The following is a 19812-nucleotide window of genomic DNA, read 5'->3' as shown; positions in this document are numbered from 1 at the left end:
GATACAATAGAATGGGCCGTGGAGGATTAGACACAGCGCGCGTGCTGGTGTGTGCCCTGATGATTGCTGTATATCTTACATCAAGCAAGTCAGTAAAAGCGTTCGAACTGTTTCATACAGAAGTCAGGCAGATTGAAAACCTGCTTAACACTAAAAAATATGCCGAAGCGGACAGCACAGCGCTCTTGCTATTAGAACAAGCGTTGCAACAACAGGAAATGCCTGCTGATACCTTTTCATCACTGGGTCAGCTACTGCAAAACGCTTCTCGCTTTGAAGTAGCAAAAGCCATTTTTAATGCTGCGTTAGAGCGTTATACTCTTGAAGGTCGCCTCAATCAAATGGGAGTAACGCTCCTACAACTCGCCACCTCCGAGCGACACCTCTCTAATTATACGAATGCCGTAACCTATGTCAGACGCGCAATGTCTATCGCACAAATTGATCGCGATGATCTTTTAAAAGCCCGTTTAAATCTCGAGCTAGGTATAATTCAACAAGAACAAGGCGAAATAGAAGCGGCGTTAGAGCCACTGAAAAACGCGCTACGTTACTTTCGGGAAAATAACATGGCTAACGAAATGAGCCTTTCCCTTCTTCGCATTGGCGAAATTTATAGTTTACTTAATCAGTCCACGTTAGCCCACACCTACTACCAAGATGCATTTGATAGTATTCAAAGCTCAGGGACGCCTAAACTTCTCGGTTCAATAAAGACACGTATGGGCGAGCTGTCATTAAAGTCTGGCGCCACCAAACAAGCCATACAAACCATAAATGAGGGCCTTACTCTTTTGCTTTCAACTAACGACGTCGGTGCCATTGCACAGGCAAAGATGCTAATGGGTAAAGCCTTCGTTGAAAGTGGCGAGGTTGCTAAAGGTAGAGCACTTCTGCAAGAAGCCATGCAGTTCGCAAGTTCATCGGGGCAGACAAAATTAATGAAAGAAGGTCGACTCGCCCTTGGTCAAGCCTATATGAAAGAACAAGATTTCGAACTGGCACTTACAGAAGCGAGAACGGGTACTATTGATGCGCGTAAGAACAGAGATATTCGCGGGCAGTTGAGCTTCCTTTCATTGCAGCTTAGTGCTTTTGTATCTCTAGGTGAGTTTAAAAAAGCCTTGGATGTGCAATCTGTCATTCAACAGTTGCGCGAAGTATTGCTCGACTCAGAAAACAAATCAGCCATTGAGGGGCTTCAGGCTGAAATTGAGCTTGTGCGTCAGTCCCGTACGCTTGAAAAGCTGGAAGAGTCGAAGCAACTTGTGCTTGCCCAAGCTGAGCGTGAAAACTTACAAACCACCTTATTTTGGAGTGTATCTCTAGCAGCACTATTGCTCACATTTTTAGTTTGGAGTCGTTATAAACAGCGCCAACAAACTATTATTCTGCGTCGCGAGGTTAGACAGCAAACGCTAACGCTACAAGAGAAAAACCAAGAACTAGAACGCGCTTACAAAACCCTAGAGGAAGTAAGCTTACGCGACCCATTAACCGGCTTGTACAACAGGCACTATCTCGAGTCCCAGCTTCCAGGCGAAATTAGGCGCAGTCAGTTTTCAGCAAAGCAAAACCCTAATAACAATAAGTCTAAACAAGACTTACTTTGCCTTCTGATTGATATTGATCACTTCAAGCGAATTAACGATGACTATGGGCATATAGCAGGAGACAAAGTGTTGTCGGCATTTGCTGGCGTTCTAAAAGAGGTATTCCGGCAAACCGACCTAATTATTCGATGGGGTGGCGAAGAATTCTTGGTAGTGTGTCGACAATCAAACAGAGAAGAATTACCAGAGCTGGCTGAGCGTTGTCGGGAAATGGTGGCTCGCACTTCTTTTGATATCGGCCTAGAAGAACCTATCTACATTACCTGTAGCATTGGCTTCTCTCTTCTTCCTCCAGATAAAGAAGATGATTTTGATACCGCGTGGAAGCGCACGTTTGCCGTTGTAGATTATGCGCTGTACGCAACAAAGCTGTCCGGTAGAAACGGCTGGGTGGGAGTTATAGAAACTCTTGAAACACCGAGAGCGCACCCAACTTTGTTAGATACTAAGTTCAACTTTCCTGGTTCTAGAATTGCCACGTCTTTTAATAACGTAGCCAGTATTAAATGGCCAGATACCCTCGATAAATAGCAGTAGAGGAAATGAGATATGTATAGAGGAAGTTGCAGCTGCCAAGCCATTCAATATGAAATTGAACATATTGATGAGTTCGAAGCCGACGATGAAACACTCACTCAGACAGACACCAGTAAACTGCGTATGGCAGTTGAAAAAGAAAGGCTTGTCATTGACTGCGCGCCTTCCGCGTTAGCCGAGTTACATCAAGCAAACGGTGAAACGCACCATGTATGTAACGTGTGTGGAAGCGTAATATGTATAGAGGTGAGCCCAAATAAAGTGCTACTTGATGTCGCGTTTAGCGGTCACGACGCTTTAGCTGAGCCTCACCGCCAATTTATCTTATAGAACGGTCGTGTTTAGTTGAGCTCAGTTAAATAAAAACAAGCGATATAGCAAAGCCTATCCCTTGTTCAATGACGCCATTAAAAAAGGTGAGAAGCATCTCACCCTTTTCGCGTTAGTACCTAAAGCTATGATGACAACGTTTTAGTCACTGTTTTTAATATCTTCCATGTGGTACTTATCAATTAACGAATAAAGTGTTGGTCGGGTAACGCCAAGCAGTTCGGCAGTTTTCGACATGTTTTTGTCCGCTTTTTGATATGCTCGTCGTATGGCGCGACTTTCTGCTATTTCTCGTACTTCACGCAAGTTTAATGTTTCAGGCTCATCATGGGCATCTACTGGCATTAACCCCAGATCATCAGGCTGTATTACCGTCCCTTCAGCCATGATCACCGCTGACTTGAGCTTGTTTTGCATCTCGCGAATGTTGCCCGGCCATTTGTGAGCTAACATGGCATTGACTGCCGTTTCTGAAAAGCTCTTGGCTTTGGCTTTAAACTCTTCACGATAAATATTTAAAAAGGTACGAGCGAGCAGAATAATATCTTGATCCCTCTCTCGCAGCGGCGGGATCATAATGGGCATTTCGCCCACTCGATAATATAAATCTTCTCTAAAGGTTTCTTGCGCGACCATGGCTTGTAAATCTCGGTGAGTCGCACAGATTACGCGTATATCAACCGGAATTTCATTGCGTCCACCAACCCGCTCAATCACTCTTTCTTGCAAGAAACGCAGCATCTTAGCTTGCAAACCAATAGGCATATCGCCAATTTCATCTAAAAATAGCGTACCGCCCTGTGCCGTTTCAATTTTACCTACTGTGGTTTTATTAGCGCCTGTAAATGCTCCTTTTTCATACCCAAACAACTCACTTTCTAGTAAGTTTTCGGGTATCGATGCACAGTTAATCGCCACAAAGGGTTTATCTTTTCTAAGGCTATGTTCATGAATGCTGCGTGCAAACACTTCTTTACCAGTACCACTTTCACCAAGCAATAGAGTACTGATATCGGTATTAGCAATTTTTTCGGCGCGGCGAACCACTTTTTGAATAGCTTCACTATTGCCAACTATCCTCGACATACCTGAACGAGTCCGCGCTAAAATGCTGTTCTCGTGTTCTAATTTCGACAGGTTTAACGCGCGATTGACCAATAATTTAATAGTGTCTGAGTCGATAGGCTTTTGATAAAAATCGTACGCCCCGAAGTCAATTGCTTTAAGCGCGTTTTGCTTATCACTGTTACCCGTGACCACGATGACTTTTGTTCTTGGCGCCAGCTTAATGATGTCGTGAAGAATTCGTAAGCCCTCAGAAGCATTGGCAGGGTCTGGTGGAAGCCCTAAATCTAGCGTAACAACTTTAGGTTCAAAACGACGCAGCTGCGCAATGGCAGAAGTATGATCGTCAGCAAAAACAACATTGTAATCCGTAAGGCTCCATTTAAGCTGCTTTTGAATGCCTAAATCATCATCTACTACCAAAATGGTATCGGTCATTTCATCATCCTATTAATCTACTTCATCCATCCAAGGAATGTGGATTTTTGTCGCGTACGGATCCACTTTCTAATTATTTGTCTATCCTATCGGAAAATGCAGCGTAAAACAGCTACCGCGTCCCGGTTCACTTTGGACCGTTAGTTTACCACCGATAGACTCGATATAGGTTTTTGCATCGTAAGCGCCTATTCCCATACCTGCATTCCCTTTTGTGGTATCAAAGGGTTTAAATAAACGTTCTTCAATAAAGCTTTTTTCCATCCCCACGCCGGTATCTTCTATCATGACAAGCTGGGTATCGCTGTCGGAATTTGCAGTTATCACCACATCAACCTCACCGTCATCGCCTGTTGCTTGTTGCGCGTTACTGATTAAATGGTAAAAGACATTGGCTACTTTTTCTTTATCAATCATAACAGCCGTTTCTTTAAGCACATGCACTTTCGGTATAGGGCTTAAACCTGAACAACGACTACTTACCACATCCTTAGCAACTTCCGAGAGTAAAAGCTCAGCGTCAACCCCTTCCTGTACCGCCTTTTTGTCTGTGAGTTGCTTTAGCATTTTCTCCATTCTAGCTTTAGTATGTTCTAAAGTTTCGAATGTATCGTCGATAAACTCGGGGTTGTGCTTATGTTGTTGCGCGTTTGCCAAAATAAGGTCCACCTGGGCAAGCACATTTTTTAGATCGTGTAGTACAAAGGCAGACATTCTGTTAAACGCAGCAAACTGGGCATTTTCAGCCACTACTTGTGCCGCCTCATGGTGCTGCATATATGTTCCCACTTGCTCTGAAACCGCGGTAAGATAGTCTTTAACTTCCCAATTGAGACTGATTTTTTCCTTGTCTCCCGGCGCGACTAAGGCAAACCCCCATAGCCCTCCGTCTTTCAAGAAAGGTACAAAGAGCTGGTACCCCCACTCTTTTAAAGCATTGCGGTCCAGCTTTAACCCTTCGTAATCAAAGGGCTTAACTAGATAAGCATCCGTATCAATAATCCAACCGTTTTTACCACTGTATTGCGCTAAAGTTTCTAATGTGGCGTAGGTGGCACTGCCTTTCGCTTCGCTTGATATGTCTTTGATAGGGGATGCCTCAGCCACCCGCTCATAACCATTTGCATTTACTTTAAAGAGCAGGCCCGATTCATACTGAATAGCGTTTAGCATGCCCGTTAGCCCTGCGTGATAAACATCTGATGACGTGTCCCCAGCCCTAGTTAGCCACTGGGTTAATTTCACCCATTCAACGCGATAGTCGAACTGATTGGCGAAGAAATGCTTCGTAATAAAAACTTTTATCTTAGTACGAAAGGCATTCGATAAAAATACGGTGGCTAACAACGCGAATGACATCACTACGAGGATAATTTGTACGGTAGCGCCCCAGTTACCCCCGACATAGTTGATGGCATAGCCAACCACAGCCATTACAAATAAGTAACCGCCCGCTACAAGCAATAATGAACTATGTAAAACTACATCGCGGGATATAAATATATCTATCCCCCAGTGATGGATACGGCGAATTGATATCACCAGTAAAGGCATAAGCAGAAAGTAGATATAACCCCGTGCAGCGATATAACCAATTTCCACTTGGTTAACCATGGTCGCGTTAGCGTAGGTTACAAATTCGAACAAATTTGTTGCGCCAAGATAAATAATAAGCGGTTTGAAGGCCCACTGCTCTCTTCCTGCTTGCCGATAGACAACCTCTAAAAGTACAAGAACTTCTAAAGAAAGTACGATTAAAACGAGAAAACTCCACGCAGGATTAACTGCCAACAAATAAGGTGCAAGAAGCGCGATAAGCGCGGGAGCGACGATAATCAGCGTAATAGGACGCTTTAATACAGCAGCAATATTACTGAAGTTAGTCTGAATACAAGCGGACAAAAACAGAAGCCAAGCCAATTGCTTTACAACGTCAACGCTTAACAGCCAGCTAAGGGAAATGGGGCCGAACAGCGAGGTAATTAAACTTGTCGACCATAAAAAAGTGGCAGCGGTCGCAACGACAAGCAGGTGCTTGGCAACTCCTGGCTTTCTTACTGTTAGCAACAACAATAAAAGGGCTAGGTGCGCAAGACTATTTAGCCCGTAGCCTACATCTGAAATCATCCTTTTATCTCACCTTTATTATCATTATTAGAAGGCATAGATCTGCATGCTAGCAGATCATTACATTGATAATACTCGATATATACCGACCATGTTAGATGCTGCAAAATTCCATCTCGTTTTTTGTATTGCTTCTACATAGGAGCAAGAGCCGCATTTATGCTGTTAACTTGGTCCTATTGCCGCATTAGATAAAGCAACGAGTTGGTAAAACGGGCCTACAAAATAAATATTTAACTTACGCCCTTTATGATGCGCAGGCCAAGCCTGCGCTGTGAGCTTTTACCGATTAATCCTTTATCGCTTTTGAATTACCAAGGAACCAATTGAATAGCCCGCTCCGAAAGAGCAAAGCACACCGATATCGCCAGAGACTAAGTCTTCATGATTCAAACCAAAAGCAATGACAGACCCCGCAGAAGCGGTGTTTGCGTATTCATCGAGTACGATGGGCGCTTCTGTTCTGTCTGCACCGCGCCCCAATAAGCGCTTACAAATCAAAGTATTCATATTTATATTAGCCTGATGTAGCCACCAACGCTTCACGTCCTCTGGAGTTATGTCATGACTTGCTAGGTGTGCTTCTATATGAGCCGCAGCCATTGGGCATACCTCTTTAAATACTTTGCGCCCAGCTTGGTGGAAAAGTTTGTCAGGACCGTAAGGGTCGACATCTTCCGCACGGGTCATATAACCAAAATTCGAACGAATATTATTTGAATACTTCGTCAGTGCCTTAGTGCTAAGCACGTCGTAGACGTGTTCACTTTTAGCCGTTTCAGCAAGTTCTAACACAGTCGCTGTTGCTACGTCACCAAAGATAAAGTGGCTGTCTCGGTCTGCGTAGTTAATTTGAGGAGACACTAATTCAGGGTTGATAACAAGTACGCGAGTAGCATTTCTAGCGCTTAGCATCTCATAAGCGCGATGCATGCCGAAAGTTGCTGCTGAGCAGGCGACTAACATATCAAAGCCAAAGCCCTCGATGCTCAGTGCTTCTTGCACTTCAATAGCGATAGCGGGATAGGCGCGTTGTGTATAGGCACACGATACAATGACGGCATCAATTTCATCCGAACTCACGTTCGCTGAAGCCATAGCTAACTTAGCTGCTTCAACGGCAATTTCTGCCTGATGAGAAAGTTCATCATCTGCTCGCGGCGCAATTTTTGGCTTCATGCGAGTGATGTCTAGCGCGCCCTCTTTTTGATAAATATAGCGACTTTTAATTCCCGACGCCTTTTCAATAAACTCTGCACTTGAGTAAGGCACGGCAGCTAGCTCACCTGCTTCAATTTTAGTTTTGTTTTCAGCGTTAAACGCGTCGGCGTATGCGTTATAGCTTTCTACTAGCTCTTCATTGGTAATACTATCTTTTGGGTGCCAAACACCCACACCGCTAATCACTATTTGTTGAGACATAAGCATTCTCTATTATCTGTTAACACTTCTGGCTTTTAAAATGCCGCGTTACTTCGTGTCCTTCACGCAACAATACCAGTGCAATTAAGCCTAATCGTACCTTTTATTAGCAATACGACTGCGTTTTATGAGCTATAGCTTACCTTAATCCGTGGTCACTGTAACTATGGTGGAAGCCACCGTTCCCTCTCAACCGCCTAAATCGCTACAGAAAGGGAATTGACTTGACCAATAAAACAACACGCATTGAGCTACATTAAAAAGAATTGTTTATTCAAAGAAACAAAATTAACGTCTTTCTTTTTTACATCCACAGCTTAAGAAAGCAAACAAAAACCTAGACATATTAACGTGTTAGAAATTTAAAAAGACTATAAATCACAATAACTAGCAAATAGACGCCCTTACACTTCTACAATTTATTTACAAAATAATGACCTCCAACTCGATATTGGTTGACAAATTGGCAAGATAGAAATAGGGTTTAGACATTAAATTGGTAATAACAATAGTCTCTCGATTATTAAGTGCCGTCTTTTCGGCAATAATCTGTTTAAGACTAGGTGATACCAAAGGTGACGAGGTTGTATCTAACCTTCGAAATTTTACTTATGAGGAAAAGATAATGTCTAAACCATCAATTGGTTTCATCGGACTTGGTCTAATGGGCGGCAACATGGTTGAAAACCTTTTAAACAAAGGCTTTCCAACCACAGTTATGGACTTAAACCCTGATGCAGTGGCTAAGTGCACAGAACGCGGCGCAAAGGTCGCAAAAACAGGTAAGGAATTAGCTGAAAGCGCGGATATCGTTATGCTTTGCTTAACGACATCGAATATTGTCGAATCAGTAATGTACGCTGAAGACGGCATTATGGCGGGGCTAAAAGAAGGTGCCGTGGTTATTGACTTTGGAACCTCTATTCCTTCTTCAACACGAAAAATTGGTGCGGACTTAGCAGCGAAAGGCGTAGGTATGGTAGATGCACCACTAGGCCGAACTCCTGCACATGCGAAAGATGGCCTACTTAATATTATGGCGTCTGGCGACAAAGAAACTTTTGAAAAAGTGAAACCTGTTCTTGATGAACAAGGTGAAAACGTCTTTTACCTTGGTCAACTTGGTGCAGGTCACACTACAAAACTGATTAATAACTTCATGGGTATGACCACCGTATGTGCAATGTCACAAGCTTTTGCTGTAGCAGAGCGCGCTGGCGTTGACCGCCAACAGCTTTTCGACATTATGTCTGCAGGCCCATCTAACTCACCATTTATGCAGTTTTGCAAAAACTATGCAGTGGATAACAACAGTGACTTAGGATTTTCTATCGCTAACGCCAACAAGGATTTAGGCTACTTCTTGAAGATGGTAGAAGACTTAGGTACTGAGTCGAAAATTGCTGAAGGTTCATCAGCTAATTTACAAGCAGCCTTTGACGCCGGCTTGGGTGACGGCAACGTACCTGAAATCTACGACTATTTTGTCAAATTAGATAAGTAGTAAACGAACGCTCTGGCGAAACTATACACAACCTAAAAGAGAAGTGATGCCGTGAAAATTCAAGGTCTACGTTGGTGGGTAATTACACTTATTGCTCTCGCAACAATTATAAATTACATCGATAGACAAGCTTTAAGCGTATTATGGCCTGCTATTGTAGAAGACTTGTTTCCCGATGAATCAGCGTTAGAAAGGAAACAGATTTACGCTAATATCTCCATCGTGTTTGTTTTCTCTTACGCGTTTGGACAGGCGATTTTCGGTAAGATTTTCGACTGGATTGGAACGCGAATTGGCTTCGTTCTTTCTATCGGTGTTTGGTCACTCGCCACTATTGCTCATGCATTTGCGCAAGGCATGTTGAGTTTCAGTATCTTTAGATCGATTCTAGGTATTGCTGAAGCTGGAAACTGGCCTGGTGCAACCAAAGGTAACGCCGAATGGTTTCCTACGAAAGAGCGTGCGCTAGCCCAGGGCATCTTTAACTCTGGAGCTGCTATTGGTGGCATCATAGCCTTTCCAATTATCGGCTTTTTAACTCTGCATTTTAGCTGGCAGGCGGTATTTATTATCGTAGGTGCCATCGGTCTTTTATGGCTATTGCCTTGGGTTATTATAGTTAAAGCTCCACCAGCGATGCACGCATGGATTACCGAGGAAGAAAAGCACTATATCCTTTCTGGTCAGCGCACCATGAGCGAAGATAAAGATGAAAATGGTAATGCCAAGGAAATGGAGGAATACAGCCCTTCAACAGGTGAACTGCTTTCTCGCAAAGAAAGCTGGGGCGTAATTATCGCTTCGGCGGCAATCGACCCTATTTGGTGGTTATTTGTATTCTGGATCCCTATCTACCTTAACGAAGTGTACGGCATGAACGTTACCGAGATAGGTATATACGGCTGGGTGCCTTATGTGGGCGCAATGCTTGGCGCATGGTTTGGCGGCTTGTTGGCGCAAAATCGTATAGCTGCTGGCTGGACGCCGAATAAAACAAGGAAGCTAGTTATCACCCTGGGTTGTCTAATAATGCTTCCCGCTCTTATCGCAATGTCAGACCCTGGCGCGCCAACGGTAGCGGTGCTTATTATGGCGGTTATCCTGTTCGGTTTCCAAACAGCAATAGGTAACGTTCAAACCCTTCCGAGTGATTTGTTTGGTAAAAAAGCCGTGGGTACGTTATCTGGTTTTTCAGGTATGGCGGCGAAGCTGGGTGCGGTGGGCTTAACATCGTTAGTTCCATGGCTTACTGCAGATGGTAACTATACGCCTGCCTTCGTCATCGGAGCGTCGTTAGCTATCATTGCAATTGCAGCCATTTGGCTTCTTATCCCAAAAATAGAAATGCTTAAGCCTAAGCGTTAGTAAATTGATGCGCTATCAGAATTATTAGATGTCTGGTAGCGCATTTTGTACCCATAACTTAAACGTAACTAACTGGTACCTGTAACCTGCCCCCCTAACCTAAAACTCATCTGGTTGTCACAGTGAAAAGTGCACTGACTTCGGGCCTAAAAAGTACTCTGACCCCAGACCTATCTGACCAATTCTGCTAATCCCTCTTATCAAGCTCATTTTAAACGTCTTAATTTTTAAGAAATTTAGTAAATTTGCTAGCAAATGTTAATAAATTGTGTTTTTATTAGCCTTATTACCAATTTGGTAAAAACAAATACACATATTGGTAACACCAAAACACAATAAAAACTTTACCACCCTATAATTAAACTTGGAGCACGATGCCATCATGAAGATTAAAGCATTTGCACTTTGCGCCATAGCCGCAGCCATTACGGGATGTGATGTAGATTCTGATAACAACCCTAATACCCTAGGTAGTATCACGCTATCTGGTACGCCAACCTCTGGCGAAACGCTAACTGCTTCAGTCAGCGACCCAGATGGTATTTCATCAGACGTAAACTACTTTTGGTACGCTGACAATCAACTTATTGCTGACGCAAGCGGTGCAAGTTTTACTCTTACTGACGATCAAATTGGTTCGGCTATAACGGTGCAAGGCTCTTACACTGACGATGGTGGTATTAACGAATCTCACGTAAGTGAACCAACAAGTGATGTAATGGCAATAGCGTTTGAGTCAAGTATCGTCATCTCTGGCGATGTTGTAGTAGGCGGCATGCTTACTGCCACTGTTTCAGATGAAAACGGTGTAGAACCAGAAAGCATTGTCTATACGTGGTATGCAGATGATGTAGCTATTGAAAATGAAGTTACATCTACAATTACGCTTACAGAAAATGAGTTTGGTAAGGTTATTACCGTATCAGCGGCTTTTACTGATAACCGCGGCTTTGATGAAGCGCCTATGTCTGAACCAACAGACCCTGTAGGTCGCGTAAATTCAGAAGGTGCAATCGCTATTGTAGGCACGCCTACTGTTGGCAACACCCTTTCTACAGAAATTAGTGATGAAGATGGCGCTACCGGTGAAGTGGCATACCAATGGTATGGCGATGACGCTGCGATCTCAGGAGCTACTCAGAGCACTTACGTCGTTGACGCAAGTCTTGTTGGCCAAGTGATCACTGTCGAAGCATCTTATACCGATGATAACGGTTTTGAAGAAGTTATCACTTCTGAACCTACTATACCGGTTAACGAGCAAGCCGTAGACGAGGCTGGCTCAATTGAGATAACAGGTACCGTCCCTTATTTAGTAGACGGAGTTTTAACGGCAACACTGACAGACAACAATGGGTTTGACGAAGCGAACGTTGAATATACATGGTTTGCTGATGGCGTAGCCATTGCTGATAGCAACAGCAGCACTTACATACCAAGTGCTAATGCTGGCGCAATCATTTCTGTAGAAGCCTCATATACGGATAATGATGGTTTTGAAGGTTCAGCATCAGATGCGGTAGACACTATTGTTTACACTACAGTAGTTAACGATAAAGCCGGTCTTGAAAGTGCCCTTAATAGCGGTCTTGCCGACGGCGATGTCTTAGGTCTAAACACCAACGTTTATGCTGACTTAGCACCAATTTTGTTAACCAGTGCTGTAACCATGACTGCAGTAGAAGGTGAAACGCCGGTCATATCTGGCGAAGCATGTATAAATGTTGCCAGTACTGTAGACGGCGCAGCAATAAAGGGCATGCGTTTTGAAAGCATTGATACAGCATTAGATTCTTACTGTGAAAGCGAAGCAGCCGCAGTTATTTATTCAGAAGGCGATAACTTCACTTTTGCTGAAAACACAATGGATGGTGACCAGACCACATTGAATGAAGAAACTCATCATTGGCTTGTTGTTAATGGTGAAGGCGCAATGATTGAGCGTAATACCTTCCGCAATAGAAACAACGCGGTTAAAGGTTCAGTGATCAAGCTCTCTTCTTCGGGTCTAAACCATACAATTCAGTACAATTTGTTTGAAAATGCGGTAAACCCGAACTTCAACCAATCAAGCCTACTGCTTCTTAACGTTGGAAGCACTACGGGAGCAGATGCGGCAGAAGACGCTAACTTTGTTGTTCAGTACAACCGTATTGATAACTTCACTTCAGGCCGTCGCCTAATGCGCGTTCAAACGTCTGGCGCTACTATTCAAGGTAACACGATTATTGACCCGAAAGGCGGTATTTCCTTAGAAGACGGTGGGTTTAACACCGTTGCTGACAATATCATTATTCGGACCACTGATATTTCTGGTTCAGACGAACGCCCAAGTGGTGTATTGATGACACCGCTCGGCCATACGGTAACTAATAACTATATTGCAGGTATTCGTTCAGGCAATAAAGAAGCTGGCGGCTTAGTATTCACGGCTAACCCATTTTCTCAAGCTGACGGCGGTGTACCCAACGCAGGTAACCAAGCAGTGCTAGACGGCAGCGGTGACCTAACACTGACTGTTACTAACAATACCGTTCTAAACTCACTTCAACCCATCGTGTTCAGCACAGAAATTGGCAGTAGAGCACCAGTGGGTGATTGCGATGAGTTAACAGCGGATAACGCGCCAATTCTTTATGGTCTTACCAAAAACTTCTTTGTAATCGACTTCGATGCTAATGCAATTGCAAATGGCTTTAACGAAGCAGATAAAGAAAGCACGCTTGGGCTCGCATTTGATTCTGAAGCGATTAGTAGTGACCACGCTTTCGAGTATGACTGTGACCTTATCAATCACGAAGAATCACTTCTTTCTAACAACTTCGGCTTTACCGATAGCTATGCATCGGGCGATGTTGAAGATGAGTCTTGGGTAGACATTCGCAACCTTAACGGCAACGGCGAATTTGATACCGACGGCGCTATTGACCAAAACCCCGCAGACAATGGCAAGGAAGTGCCAGAGTTTGTTACCGCTACCAACGGTCTAATTGAAACCGACCCGAACGGTGCACAAGCAGTCGCTGGAGCTAAAGGGCTTTACTACATTCAGTCTACTGATGTAGGTGCTGGCTCTACATGGACAGCAGATAACTAATACATAAAACACAAATACCCTACACATTAAGTCACTGCGCCCTTCGGGGCGTTAGTGCATCGATAACACAACGGAGAAATTGTAATGTCGTTGAAAAGAAGCACACCCTTTACCCTAAACCCAACTGCGCGTTGGGTAAGAGCCGCATTCATCGCTGGTGTAGCCAGCACTGCCGCTTTTTCAGTACAAGCGCAAGAAACGCAAGAGCAGACCGCGGCGGAGGACGTAGAAGTTATCGACGTTGTTGGTTCACGTCGTACCATACAAGATCAGATTTCAATTAAACGTGAATCTACTACCGTTGTTGACGGTCTATCAGCTGAAGATATTGGTGACCTGCCAGCGCTTTCCATTGGTGAAGCGCTAGAATCAATCACAGGTGCTGCTTCGCACCGTGAAAATGGTGGTGCCACCGAAATTACTATTCGTGGTCTTGGTCCGTTCTTAAGTGCGACGCACATTAACGGTCGTGAAGCGACTAACGGTAGCGGTGACCGTTCGGTTAACTTCTCACAGTTCCCAAGCGAACTGGTTAAGAAAATTGCTATTTATAAAACCCAAGACGCCTCTATGATTGAAGGTGGTGTGGCTGGTGTTATCGCCCTCGAAACCGTTGCCCCTCTTGATTACGGCAAGCAGCGTATTCAGGGTGAAGTTAAAGGCAACTATAACCCTGACGAAGGCAATGTAGATAACTCACTTCACAGTGACTTAGGCTATCGTGGAACGATAAGCTATGTTGATCAGTTTGAGTTCAATAACGGCTCTGCGTTAGGTATCTCTATCGGTGCACAGCGCCAGGATATAACTCAACCTGAAGCCGAGTACAGAAGCTCTAGCCCAACGGGTTCTTCACTATGGGCGTGTTTGAACGATCCTACCAACACTAATGAAGGCTTTTTCCGCAGCAGCGCTGGCGACTGTGAAGACCAGGTTAGCGGTAGCTCTAACCAAGGCTACAACACGGAAATTGACCCAGAAACTGGTGAGGCAATCAGTGCAGGTTCACCCTATGCGTGGACAGGTAGCTCTCGTAGCTATCGTCAAAACGAAACATCTGATGAGCGTGATGCATTCTTCCTAGCACTACAGTTTCAGCCTAATGACGCCTGGGATATTAACACTGACTTCCAGTACTCAAATCGCTTGCAACAAGAAGCAAGGCACGACTTAATCTTCTTGCAAAAGCGTGCGATACCTGGTTTGACCGGCCCTACGTTGGTAACCAATGATGTGGGCGGCATTCTACACTGGGAAGGCCAAGATCGTATTGAAAGCTCTGGTGAACAGTTCTCGCGTGACGAGACTTACCACGGTTTTGGTATCAATGTTGAACACTTTGCCACTGATGCATTAACGTTAAGCTTCGACCTTGCCTACTCAAAAACCGAGCGTGAAGAACTACAAATTTCAAACCGTGCCCGCACCGAAGACAGACAATTCTTCTCGTGGGATATGGGTGATGACATTCCTCATTTCACGGTACAGAACTTTGACGTGACTGATATCACAAACTTTTACGATAGCTTACGTACACGTGCTGATAGAGAAAATACGCGCGAAAACGAAGTTAAGTCGGCTAAAGTAGATTTCAGCTACATTCTTGACCACGACGTTTTCGTAAGCATCGAAGGTGGCTTACGTGCGTCTGAAATGACATTCGTTCAGCTAGGCGGGTCACAAGGCAATGGTTCTAGAACACAGTGGACGTTCTCTCCTACTGAAGGCTCATCTGACGAAGAAGAAATCGCCCAAGCAATTGCACTTATGCAAGGCTGTCAAATTGACTTCCCAGAAAGTGACTTCTTATCTTCTGTGTCAGACGGTGACATCATTACTCATGTTGATTCAGACGGAAACACAGTAGCTAGCGGCACTGGTTCTTCATGGGCAACGTATGACAATAACTGCTTCGCCCGTGCCGTAGCTGCATCTAACGGCGATGATTTCGCTTACCCTGAGCTGGAATATGAAAACTCGGGAACAATAGATGTCACTGAGCGCACTTATGCCGGTTATTTGATGGCGAACTATGACACAGAAATGTGGGGTAAATTCATTCGCGGTAACTTTGGTGTTCGTGTTGTAAACACTGAAGTTACGTCAATTGGCTTCAGAAATTCATTTGAAGTTATTGAAGGTGAACTGGGTACACTAACACTTGTTGAAGATGACTCAGTGGTTGAGCGTATCGAAGGTGGTGGTAGCTACACTGAAGTACTGCCTAGCGCTAACTTTGTAATGGATTATAGCGACGACATTTTGCTACGTGCTGGTATCTATCGCGGTATGTCTCGCGCAGACCCATCAGACCTAGGCTATAGCCGTACGTTCCAAACTGATGATGAAGTTGCTCCTACGACGATTTCAGACCTAATTGTTGGTGTAAACGGGTCTGGTAACCCAAGTACTAAGCCTCTTATGTCTTGGAACTATGACGTTGCCATTGAGTGGTATCCGAATGAAGACTCAATTTTTGCTTTCGGTGTTTACTACAAGCAGTTCAACGGTGGCTTCCAACAGCAAACAGTCCTAGAAACCTTTGAGATTGAAGGTGACGATTATGACTTGCCTATTACTAACTCTGTAACGACAGACGAAAGCAGCAGCATCATCGGTATCGAAACCTCAATCGCTTATCGTTGGGATAGTGGTATTGGTGTTAAGTTTGGTTATAACTATGCTGACACTGATTATGAATTCGAGGACAGTAATTACGGTGATACCTTTATTACCGACCTTGACGGTAATACTACTCAGTTAACCCAAGGTATCATTCCTCCAGGTTCAGTACCTGGCTTCTCTGAGCATGTATTTAGCGGTCAGGTTTATTACCAAATTGGCGACCTAGATACAGCGCTTATCTATAAGTACAGAAGCGAATATTTCCAACCTTACACCAGCAACGGTACGCGCTTGCGTTACGTAGACGAAGTAGGTGTTTGGGAAGCACGCGCATCGTACAAGGTTAATGACCACGTACGCGTTAAGGTTGAAGCAATTAACCTATTCAGTGCACCTAAGTCTCAAGACTACTACGTTCAAGGCAATCTTGGCGAAGTTAATGACTATGGTCCTCGCCTGTTTGCAGGTGTAACGGTTAAGTACTAAGCACTTCCAATCGCAACTCGTAATGCCTTAGCAAAAGCAAGGCATTACGCGACTCCCTAAGGCCCTAGTTCAAGCTAGGGCTTTTTTATTAGACAATAAAAAACCCGCTTAGTTAAGCGGGTTTTTGACTAACTATTGAACGTTAAACTACAGCTGGTTGATTTGCCATACCGACACTGTCCCACTTACTTCGTTACCTACTACAAGTAGAGGAACACCGCTTGGGCTGTCTTCAGCGCTAACAAATACCAAACTTTCTGGCGCAAGGTCACCAATCACGTCATCGCTGGTTAAACCTTCAGTCAGATCGCGGTTGATCACATACTCGGCGAATTGAACATCGTAAGGATTCGTTACATCGTAAACGAAAATACCACCCATGCGCTCTGTGCCGATAAATGCGTAAGTGCGGTCACCCACTTGCCCCACGGTTAATGCCTCTGGTTCTGGTCCTTTGTTCTCAGAGCGTGAATCGCTAGCGTTTTCGTCGTCACCGTTGTTGAACTGTGCACCGTGAACTGAAGCGGTAATGCGCTCAAAATCGTCACCAGAATCATAAACCACTAAACCATTTTGATCCCAAATGGTAAATGAACGCGCACCGTAGGCATATGCAGCGTCATATTCACCGTCTCCATCAGCATCACCCATGGCCGAAGTTACGCGTAAATCGTCAGCTTCACCTGTTGCCTGTAGCATCGCCAACTCAGAGTTTGCCGCAGCCGTTAGGTCTTCTACTTTCACTTCGTCGGTATACGCAAGGCAACCATCGTCTTCGTCAAAATCAACACCACCAGCGGCAGTACAAGCAGCTTCATCAGCAGCCTCAAAGAAGTACTCACGAGCGTCACCTTCATTCGCAGTCACGATGAAAGTTGCGTCTTTCCACGTAAAGTTAGCAATGGTATCTGGCTGATAAACCCCATATAGGCCACTATATTGACCAAAGCTGACCGCATCATTCTCTTGAATATCAATGTTAAGTCCAGCCCAAGACTTGGCTCCTAAGCCAACAACGTCCACGGTTAACTCTTCCAAATCTAAAACTGCTAGGCCATTGTTTTCCTGAAGGCTTACATAGGCAACATCATTAGTCGCTGTAATATATTCAGGCTCTAGGTCCTTCGCTACAGTCGAGGTGATAGCGGTTCCGTTAATTGTACGCCCTGCTGGGTTTGGGAACATCATGCCTTGTGCCATAAGCTCAGCTTCACTGCCGTTAAGCGCACTGAAGCCTACAGTAGTACCTGTTTCTTCAGGCTCGCCACTGGCAAGAATATTGATAACCGTAATAGAACCTTCAGGGTCAACAGTATAGTCATCAGACGGTTCGCCCTCGTTGGCTACTAACACTTTACCACCATCAGGGGTGAAAGTGACCATATCAGGTAGTGCGCCTACCTCTACCGAGTCTAAAAATACGGGAGCAGAGCTATCAAGTCCGTTGTAAAACAACACGTAACCATTATCAGTTTTAACATCCGCTGGTACTGCAACGGCCATTAGGTCACCGCTTATTGCAATACTCGTTAAACTGCCTAGCGCCACACCGTTAATGTCAGCAGGTAACGCGATTGTGGTGGGTGTTAGCGTGGTCGTATTAATTGGATCCGACATTGTTGCCGTACTAACGCCTGAGGCATCAATAACTGCAATTGTATTTGTTTCGCCGTTAGTGGCGTAAATAGTGCTGGTATCAGAATGATATTGAACGATTTCAGCTGCGGTTTGATTGCCTAAGAAAGCACGACCAACCACATCCATCGCGATACCGATAGAAGCATCGGTGCCGTCGCTGCCATCAGAGCCTGGATCACCCTGTTCGCCCTGTGGTCCTTGTGCCCCTGTTTCACCCTGAGCACCATCGTCACCATCAAGGCCGCATCCTGTGAGCGCAGCTGAAACTAAAAATGCAATTAATCCATATTTAAACTTGTTACGCACTGCCATTTGATTTCCTTTTTAATTGTTTTTTGTCGTACGTTGCGAGGTCCGAGAAATCTGGGATTCCTGCTCTTAGTACACCAGAAAATTTATTCAACTTCTATGTATAAATTAAAATCAGTTTATGACACAAATATTAAGAAGGCAAAGGCGTGTCATTTTTCTATAAAAAGTACGCATCTAGCTTACTTTACGTCAATTGTAAGTGCATATTTCAACGTCTTTTATTAGTTATTGATTTCAATAGAAACGCTCGTAAGCACAAAGCAGTATCTTTAGCGCGAAGGTCTAGTTTTATTTGTCCGTTGTATCTGATACTAATACTGCCTAAAAGATGTATAAACTGAATGGCATATCATTTTTTGTGACTGGGTCACGAAAATGGGTGTACTCAGCAATCAAAAGGATTAACTATGAAATTGAAATTCACTGCCTCAGCGGTTATTGCTGCTGCGCTCACACTAACCGCATGTGCGACATCTCCTACCGGCAGAAATCAAGTATTACTTTATTCAGAAGCCCAGCTAGCACAAATGGGTGATCAAGCTTTTTCAGGTATGAAAGAAGAGTTAAAAATATCGCGTAAAGCAGTACAAAATACCTATGTGGAATGCGTTGCAAACGCTATCACTGCCCAAGTTCCCGAGAGCGTTTTTAGTGGTCAATGGGAGGTGGTAGTGTTTGACGATGAACAGGTTAATGCTTTCGCGCTACCTGGCGGGAAGATAGGCGTGTATACCGGTTTACTCAACGTAGCGGAAAACCAACATCAGCTAGCGGCTGTTATTGGTCACGAGGTAGGTCACGTTATCGCAGAGCACGGTAACGAGCGTATGTCTCAGTCAACGTTAATTAATGTAGGCAGTCAAGCGGTAGGTCAAGTATTGGCCGCGAACGAAGTGCCTCAATCAGGTCCTATCATGGCAGCGATTGGTTTAGGTGTTCAAGTAGGCGTTCAGCTTCCTTTTAGCAGAACTCACGAATCAGAAGCCGACGTCATTGGCCTTCAGCTAATGGCAAAATCTGGGTTTGACCCAAGACAGTCTGTAAACTTGTGGCAAAATATGGATGCAGCGAGTGGTGGTGAACGTCCTATGGAGCTGCTATCTACCCACCCTGCACCACAGACAAGAATCGATAACTTGCAAGCTAATATGCCCGCCGCCTATGCTGACTATCAGGCCACGGCCTATCGACCTAACTGTAAATAAAAGTACAGTTTTATAGAGGTATACTTTGTTTAGCGTCTAATTAATTCG

General features: G+C 44.4%; 11 protein-coding genes. 7 read left to right on the top strand and 4 right to left on the bottom strand.

The window, feature by feature from the left end; all coding sequences use genetic code 11:
- Positions 1-11: 11 nt before the first annotated feature.
- The gene (locus tag IW644_RS05855; protein ID WP_269916811.1) at positions 12-2144 is read left to right on the top strand and encodes a tetratricopeptide repeat-containing diguanylate cyclase; all 2133 of its coding nucleotides are present in this window, start codon (positions 12-14) and stop codon (positions 2142-2144) included.
- An 18-nt stretch (positions 2145-2162) separates the two neighbouring features.
- Entirely contained in the window at positions 2163-2480 is a 318-nt protein-coding gene (locus IW644_RS05850; RefSeq protein ID WP_179984288.1) for a GFA family protein, read from the top strand.
- 141 nt (positions 2481-2621) lie between these two features.
- On the opposite strand, the gene prsR is transcribed toward IW644_RS05850, so the two are convergent.
- The 3 genes from prsR to IW644_RS05835 all read right to left on the bottom strand — a co-directional run bounded on the left by prsR (position 2622) and on the right by IW644_RS05835 (position 7532).
- A complete protein-coding gene (gene prsR / locus IW644_RS05845; protein ID WP_269916810.1) occupies positions 2622-3983 on the bottom strand; it encodes a PEP-CTERM-box response regulator transcription factor in 1362 nt (453 codons plus the stop codon).
- An 81-nt stretch (positions 3984-4064) separates the two neighbouring features.
- Positions 4065-6110 carry an XrtA/PEP-CTERM system histidine kinase PrsK gene (gene prsK, locus IW644_RS05840; RefSeq protein ID WP_269916809.1) on the bottom strand — a complete coding sequence of 682 codons (2046 nt, stop codon included), beginning with the start codon at positions 6108-6110 and terminating at the stop codon, positions 4065-4067.
- A 297-nt stretch (positions 6111-6407) separates the two neighbouring features.
- A complete protein-coding gene (locus IW644_RS05835; RefSeq protein WP_269916808.1) occupies positions 6408-7532 on the bottom strand; it encodes a beta-ketoacyl-ACP synthase III in 1125 nt (374 codons plus the stop codon).
- A 625-nt stretch (positions 7533-8157) separates the two neighbouring features.
- On the opposite strand from IW644_RS05835, the gene IW644_RS05830 reads away from it, so the two are divergent.
- From IW644_RS05830 to IW644_RS05815, 4 genes are all read left to right on the top strand, one after another.
- Positions 8158-9036 carry an NAD(P)-dependent oxidoreductase gene (locus tag IW644_RS05830; RefSeq protein WP_269916807.1) on the top strand — a complete coding sequence of 293 codons (879 nt, stop codon included), beginning with the start codon at positions 8158-8160 and terminating at the stop codon, positions 9034-9036.
- A 51-nt stretch (positions 9037-9087) separates the two neighbouring features.
- Positions 9088-10401 carry an MFS transporter gene (locus tag IW644_RS05825; RefSeq protein WP_179984293.1) on the top strand — a complete coding sequence of 438 codons (1314 nt, stop codon included), beginning with the start codon at positions 9088-9090 and terminating at the stop codon, positions 10399-10401.
- 382 nt (positions 10402-10783) lie between these two features.
- Positions 10784-13498 (top strand): poly(beta-D-mannuronate) lyase, encoded by a 2715-nt coding sequence (locus IW644_RS05820; RefSeq protein WP_269916806.1) that lies wholly within the window; start codon positions 10784-10786, stop codon positions 13496-13498.
- Positions 13499-13582: 84 nt separating this feature from the next.
- Positions 13583-16609 carry a TonB-dependent receptor gene (locus tag IW644_RS05815; protein ID WP_269916805.1) on the top strand — a complete coding sequence of 1009 codons (3027 nt, stop codon included), beginning with the start codon at positions 13583-13585 and terminating at the stop codon, positions 16607-16609.
- A gap of 147 nt (positions 16610-16756) precedes the next feature.
- Here IW644_RS05815 and IW644_RS05810 read toward each other — a convergent pair whose 3' ends face one another.
- Positions 16757-18559 carry a choice-of-anchor I family protein gene (locus IW644_RS05810; protein WP_269916804.1) on the bottom strand — a complete coding sequence of 601 codons (1803 nt, stop codon included), beginning with the start codon at positions 18557-18559 and terminating at the stop codon, positions 16757-16759.
- A 407-nt stretch (positions 18560-18966) separates the two neighbouring features.
- Here IW644_RS05810 and IW644_RS05805 point away from each other — a divergent pair, with 407 nt between their 5' ends.
- Positions 18967-19764, top strand: coding sequence for a M48 family metallopeptidase (locus tag IW644_RS05805; RefSeq protein WP_269916803.1), 798 nt, complete (start codon positions 18967-18969; stop codon positions 19762-19764).
- The last annotated feature ends 48 nt before the right edge of the window (positions 19765-19812 follow it).

The organism is Alteromonas sp. PRIM-21 (assembly GCF_027563165.1).
In the GTDB taxonomy this organism is placed as follows: Bacteria; Pseudomonadota; Gammaproteobacteria; order Enterobacterales; family Alteromonadaceae; genus Alteromonas; species Alteromonas macleodii_A.
Note: the sequence above shows the minus strand (reverse complement) of the source record. Positions and strands in the feature narration are given on the sequence as shown.

Coding starts and splice junctions, on each gene's coding strand:
- IW644_RS05855 (WP_269916811.1), top strand. CDS start 12: ATGGGCCGTGGAGGATTAGACACAGCGCGCGTGCTGGTGTGTGCCCTG.
- IW644_RS05850 (WP_179984288.1), top strand. CDS start 2,163: ATGTATAGAGGAAGTTGCAGCTGCCAAGCCATTCAATATGAAATTGAA.
- prsR (WP_269916810.1), bottom strand. CDS start 3,983: ATGACCGATACCATTTTGGTAGTAGATGATGATTTAGGCATTCAAAAG.
- prsK (WP_269916809.1), bottom strand. CDS start 6,110: ATGATTTCAGATGTAGGCTACGGGCTAAATAGTCTTGCGCACCTAGCC.
- IW644_RS05835 (WP_269916808.1), bottom strand. CDS start 7,532: ATGTCTCAACAAATAGTGATTAGCGGTGTGGGTGTTTGGCACCCAAAA.
- IW644_RS05830 (WP_269916807.1), top strand. CDS start 8,158: ATGTCTAAACCATCAATTGGTTTCATCGGACTTGGTCTAATGGGCGGC.
- IW644_RS05820 (WP_269916806.1), top strand. CDS start 10,784: ATGAAGATTAAAGCATTTGCACTTTGCGCCATAGCCGCAGCCATTACG.
- IW644_RS05815 (WP_269916805.1), top strand. CDS start 13,583: ATGTCGTTGAAAAGAAGCACACCCTTTACCCTAAACCCAACTGCGCGT.
- IW644_RS05810 (WP_269916804.1), bottom strand. CDS start 18,559: ATGGCAGTGCGTAACAAGTTTAAATATGGATTAATTGCATTTTTAGTT.
- IW644_RS05805 (WP_269916803.1), top strand. CDS start 18,967: ATGAAATTGAAATTCACTGCCTCAGCGGTTATTGCTGCTGCGCTCACA.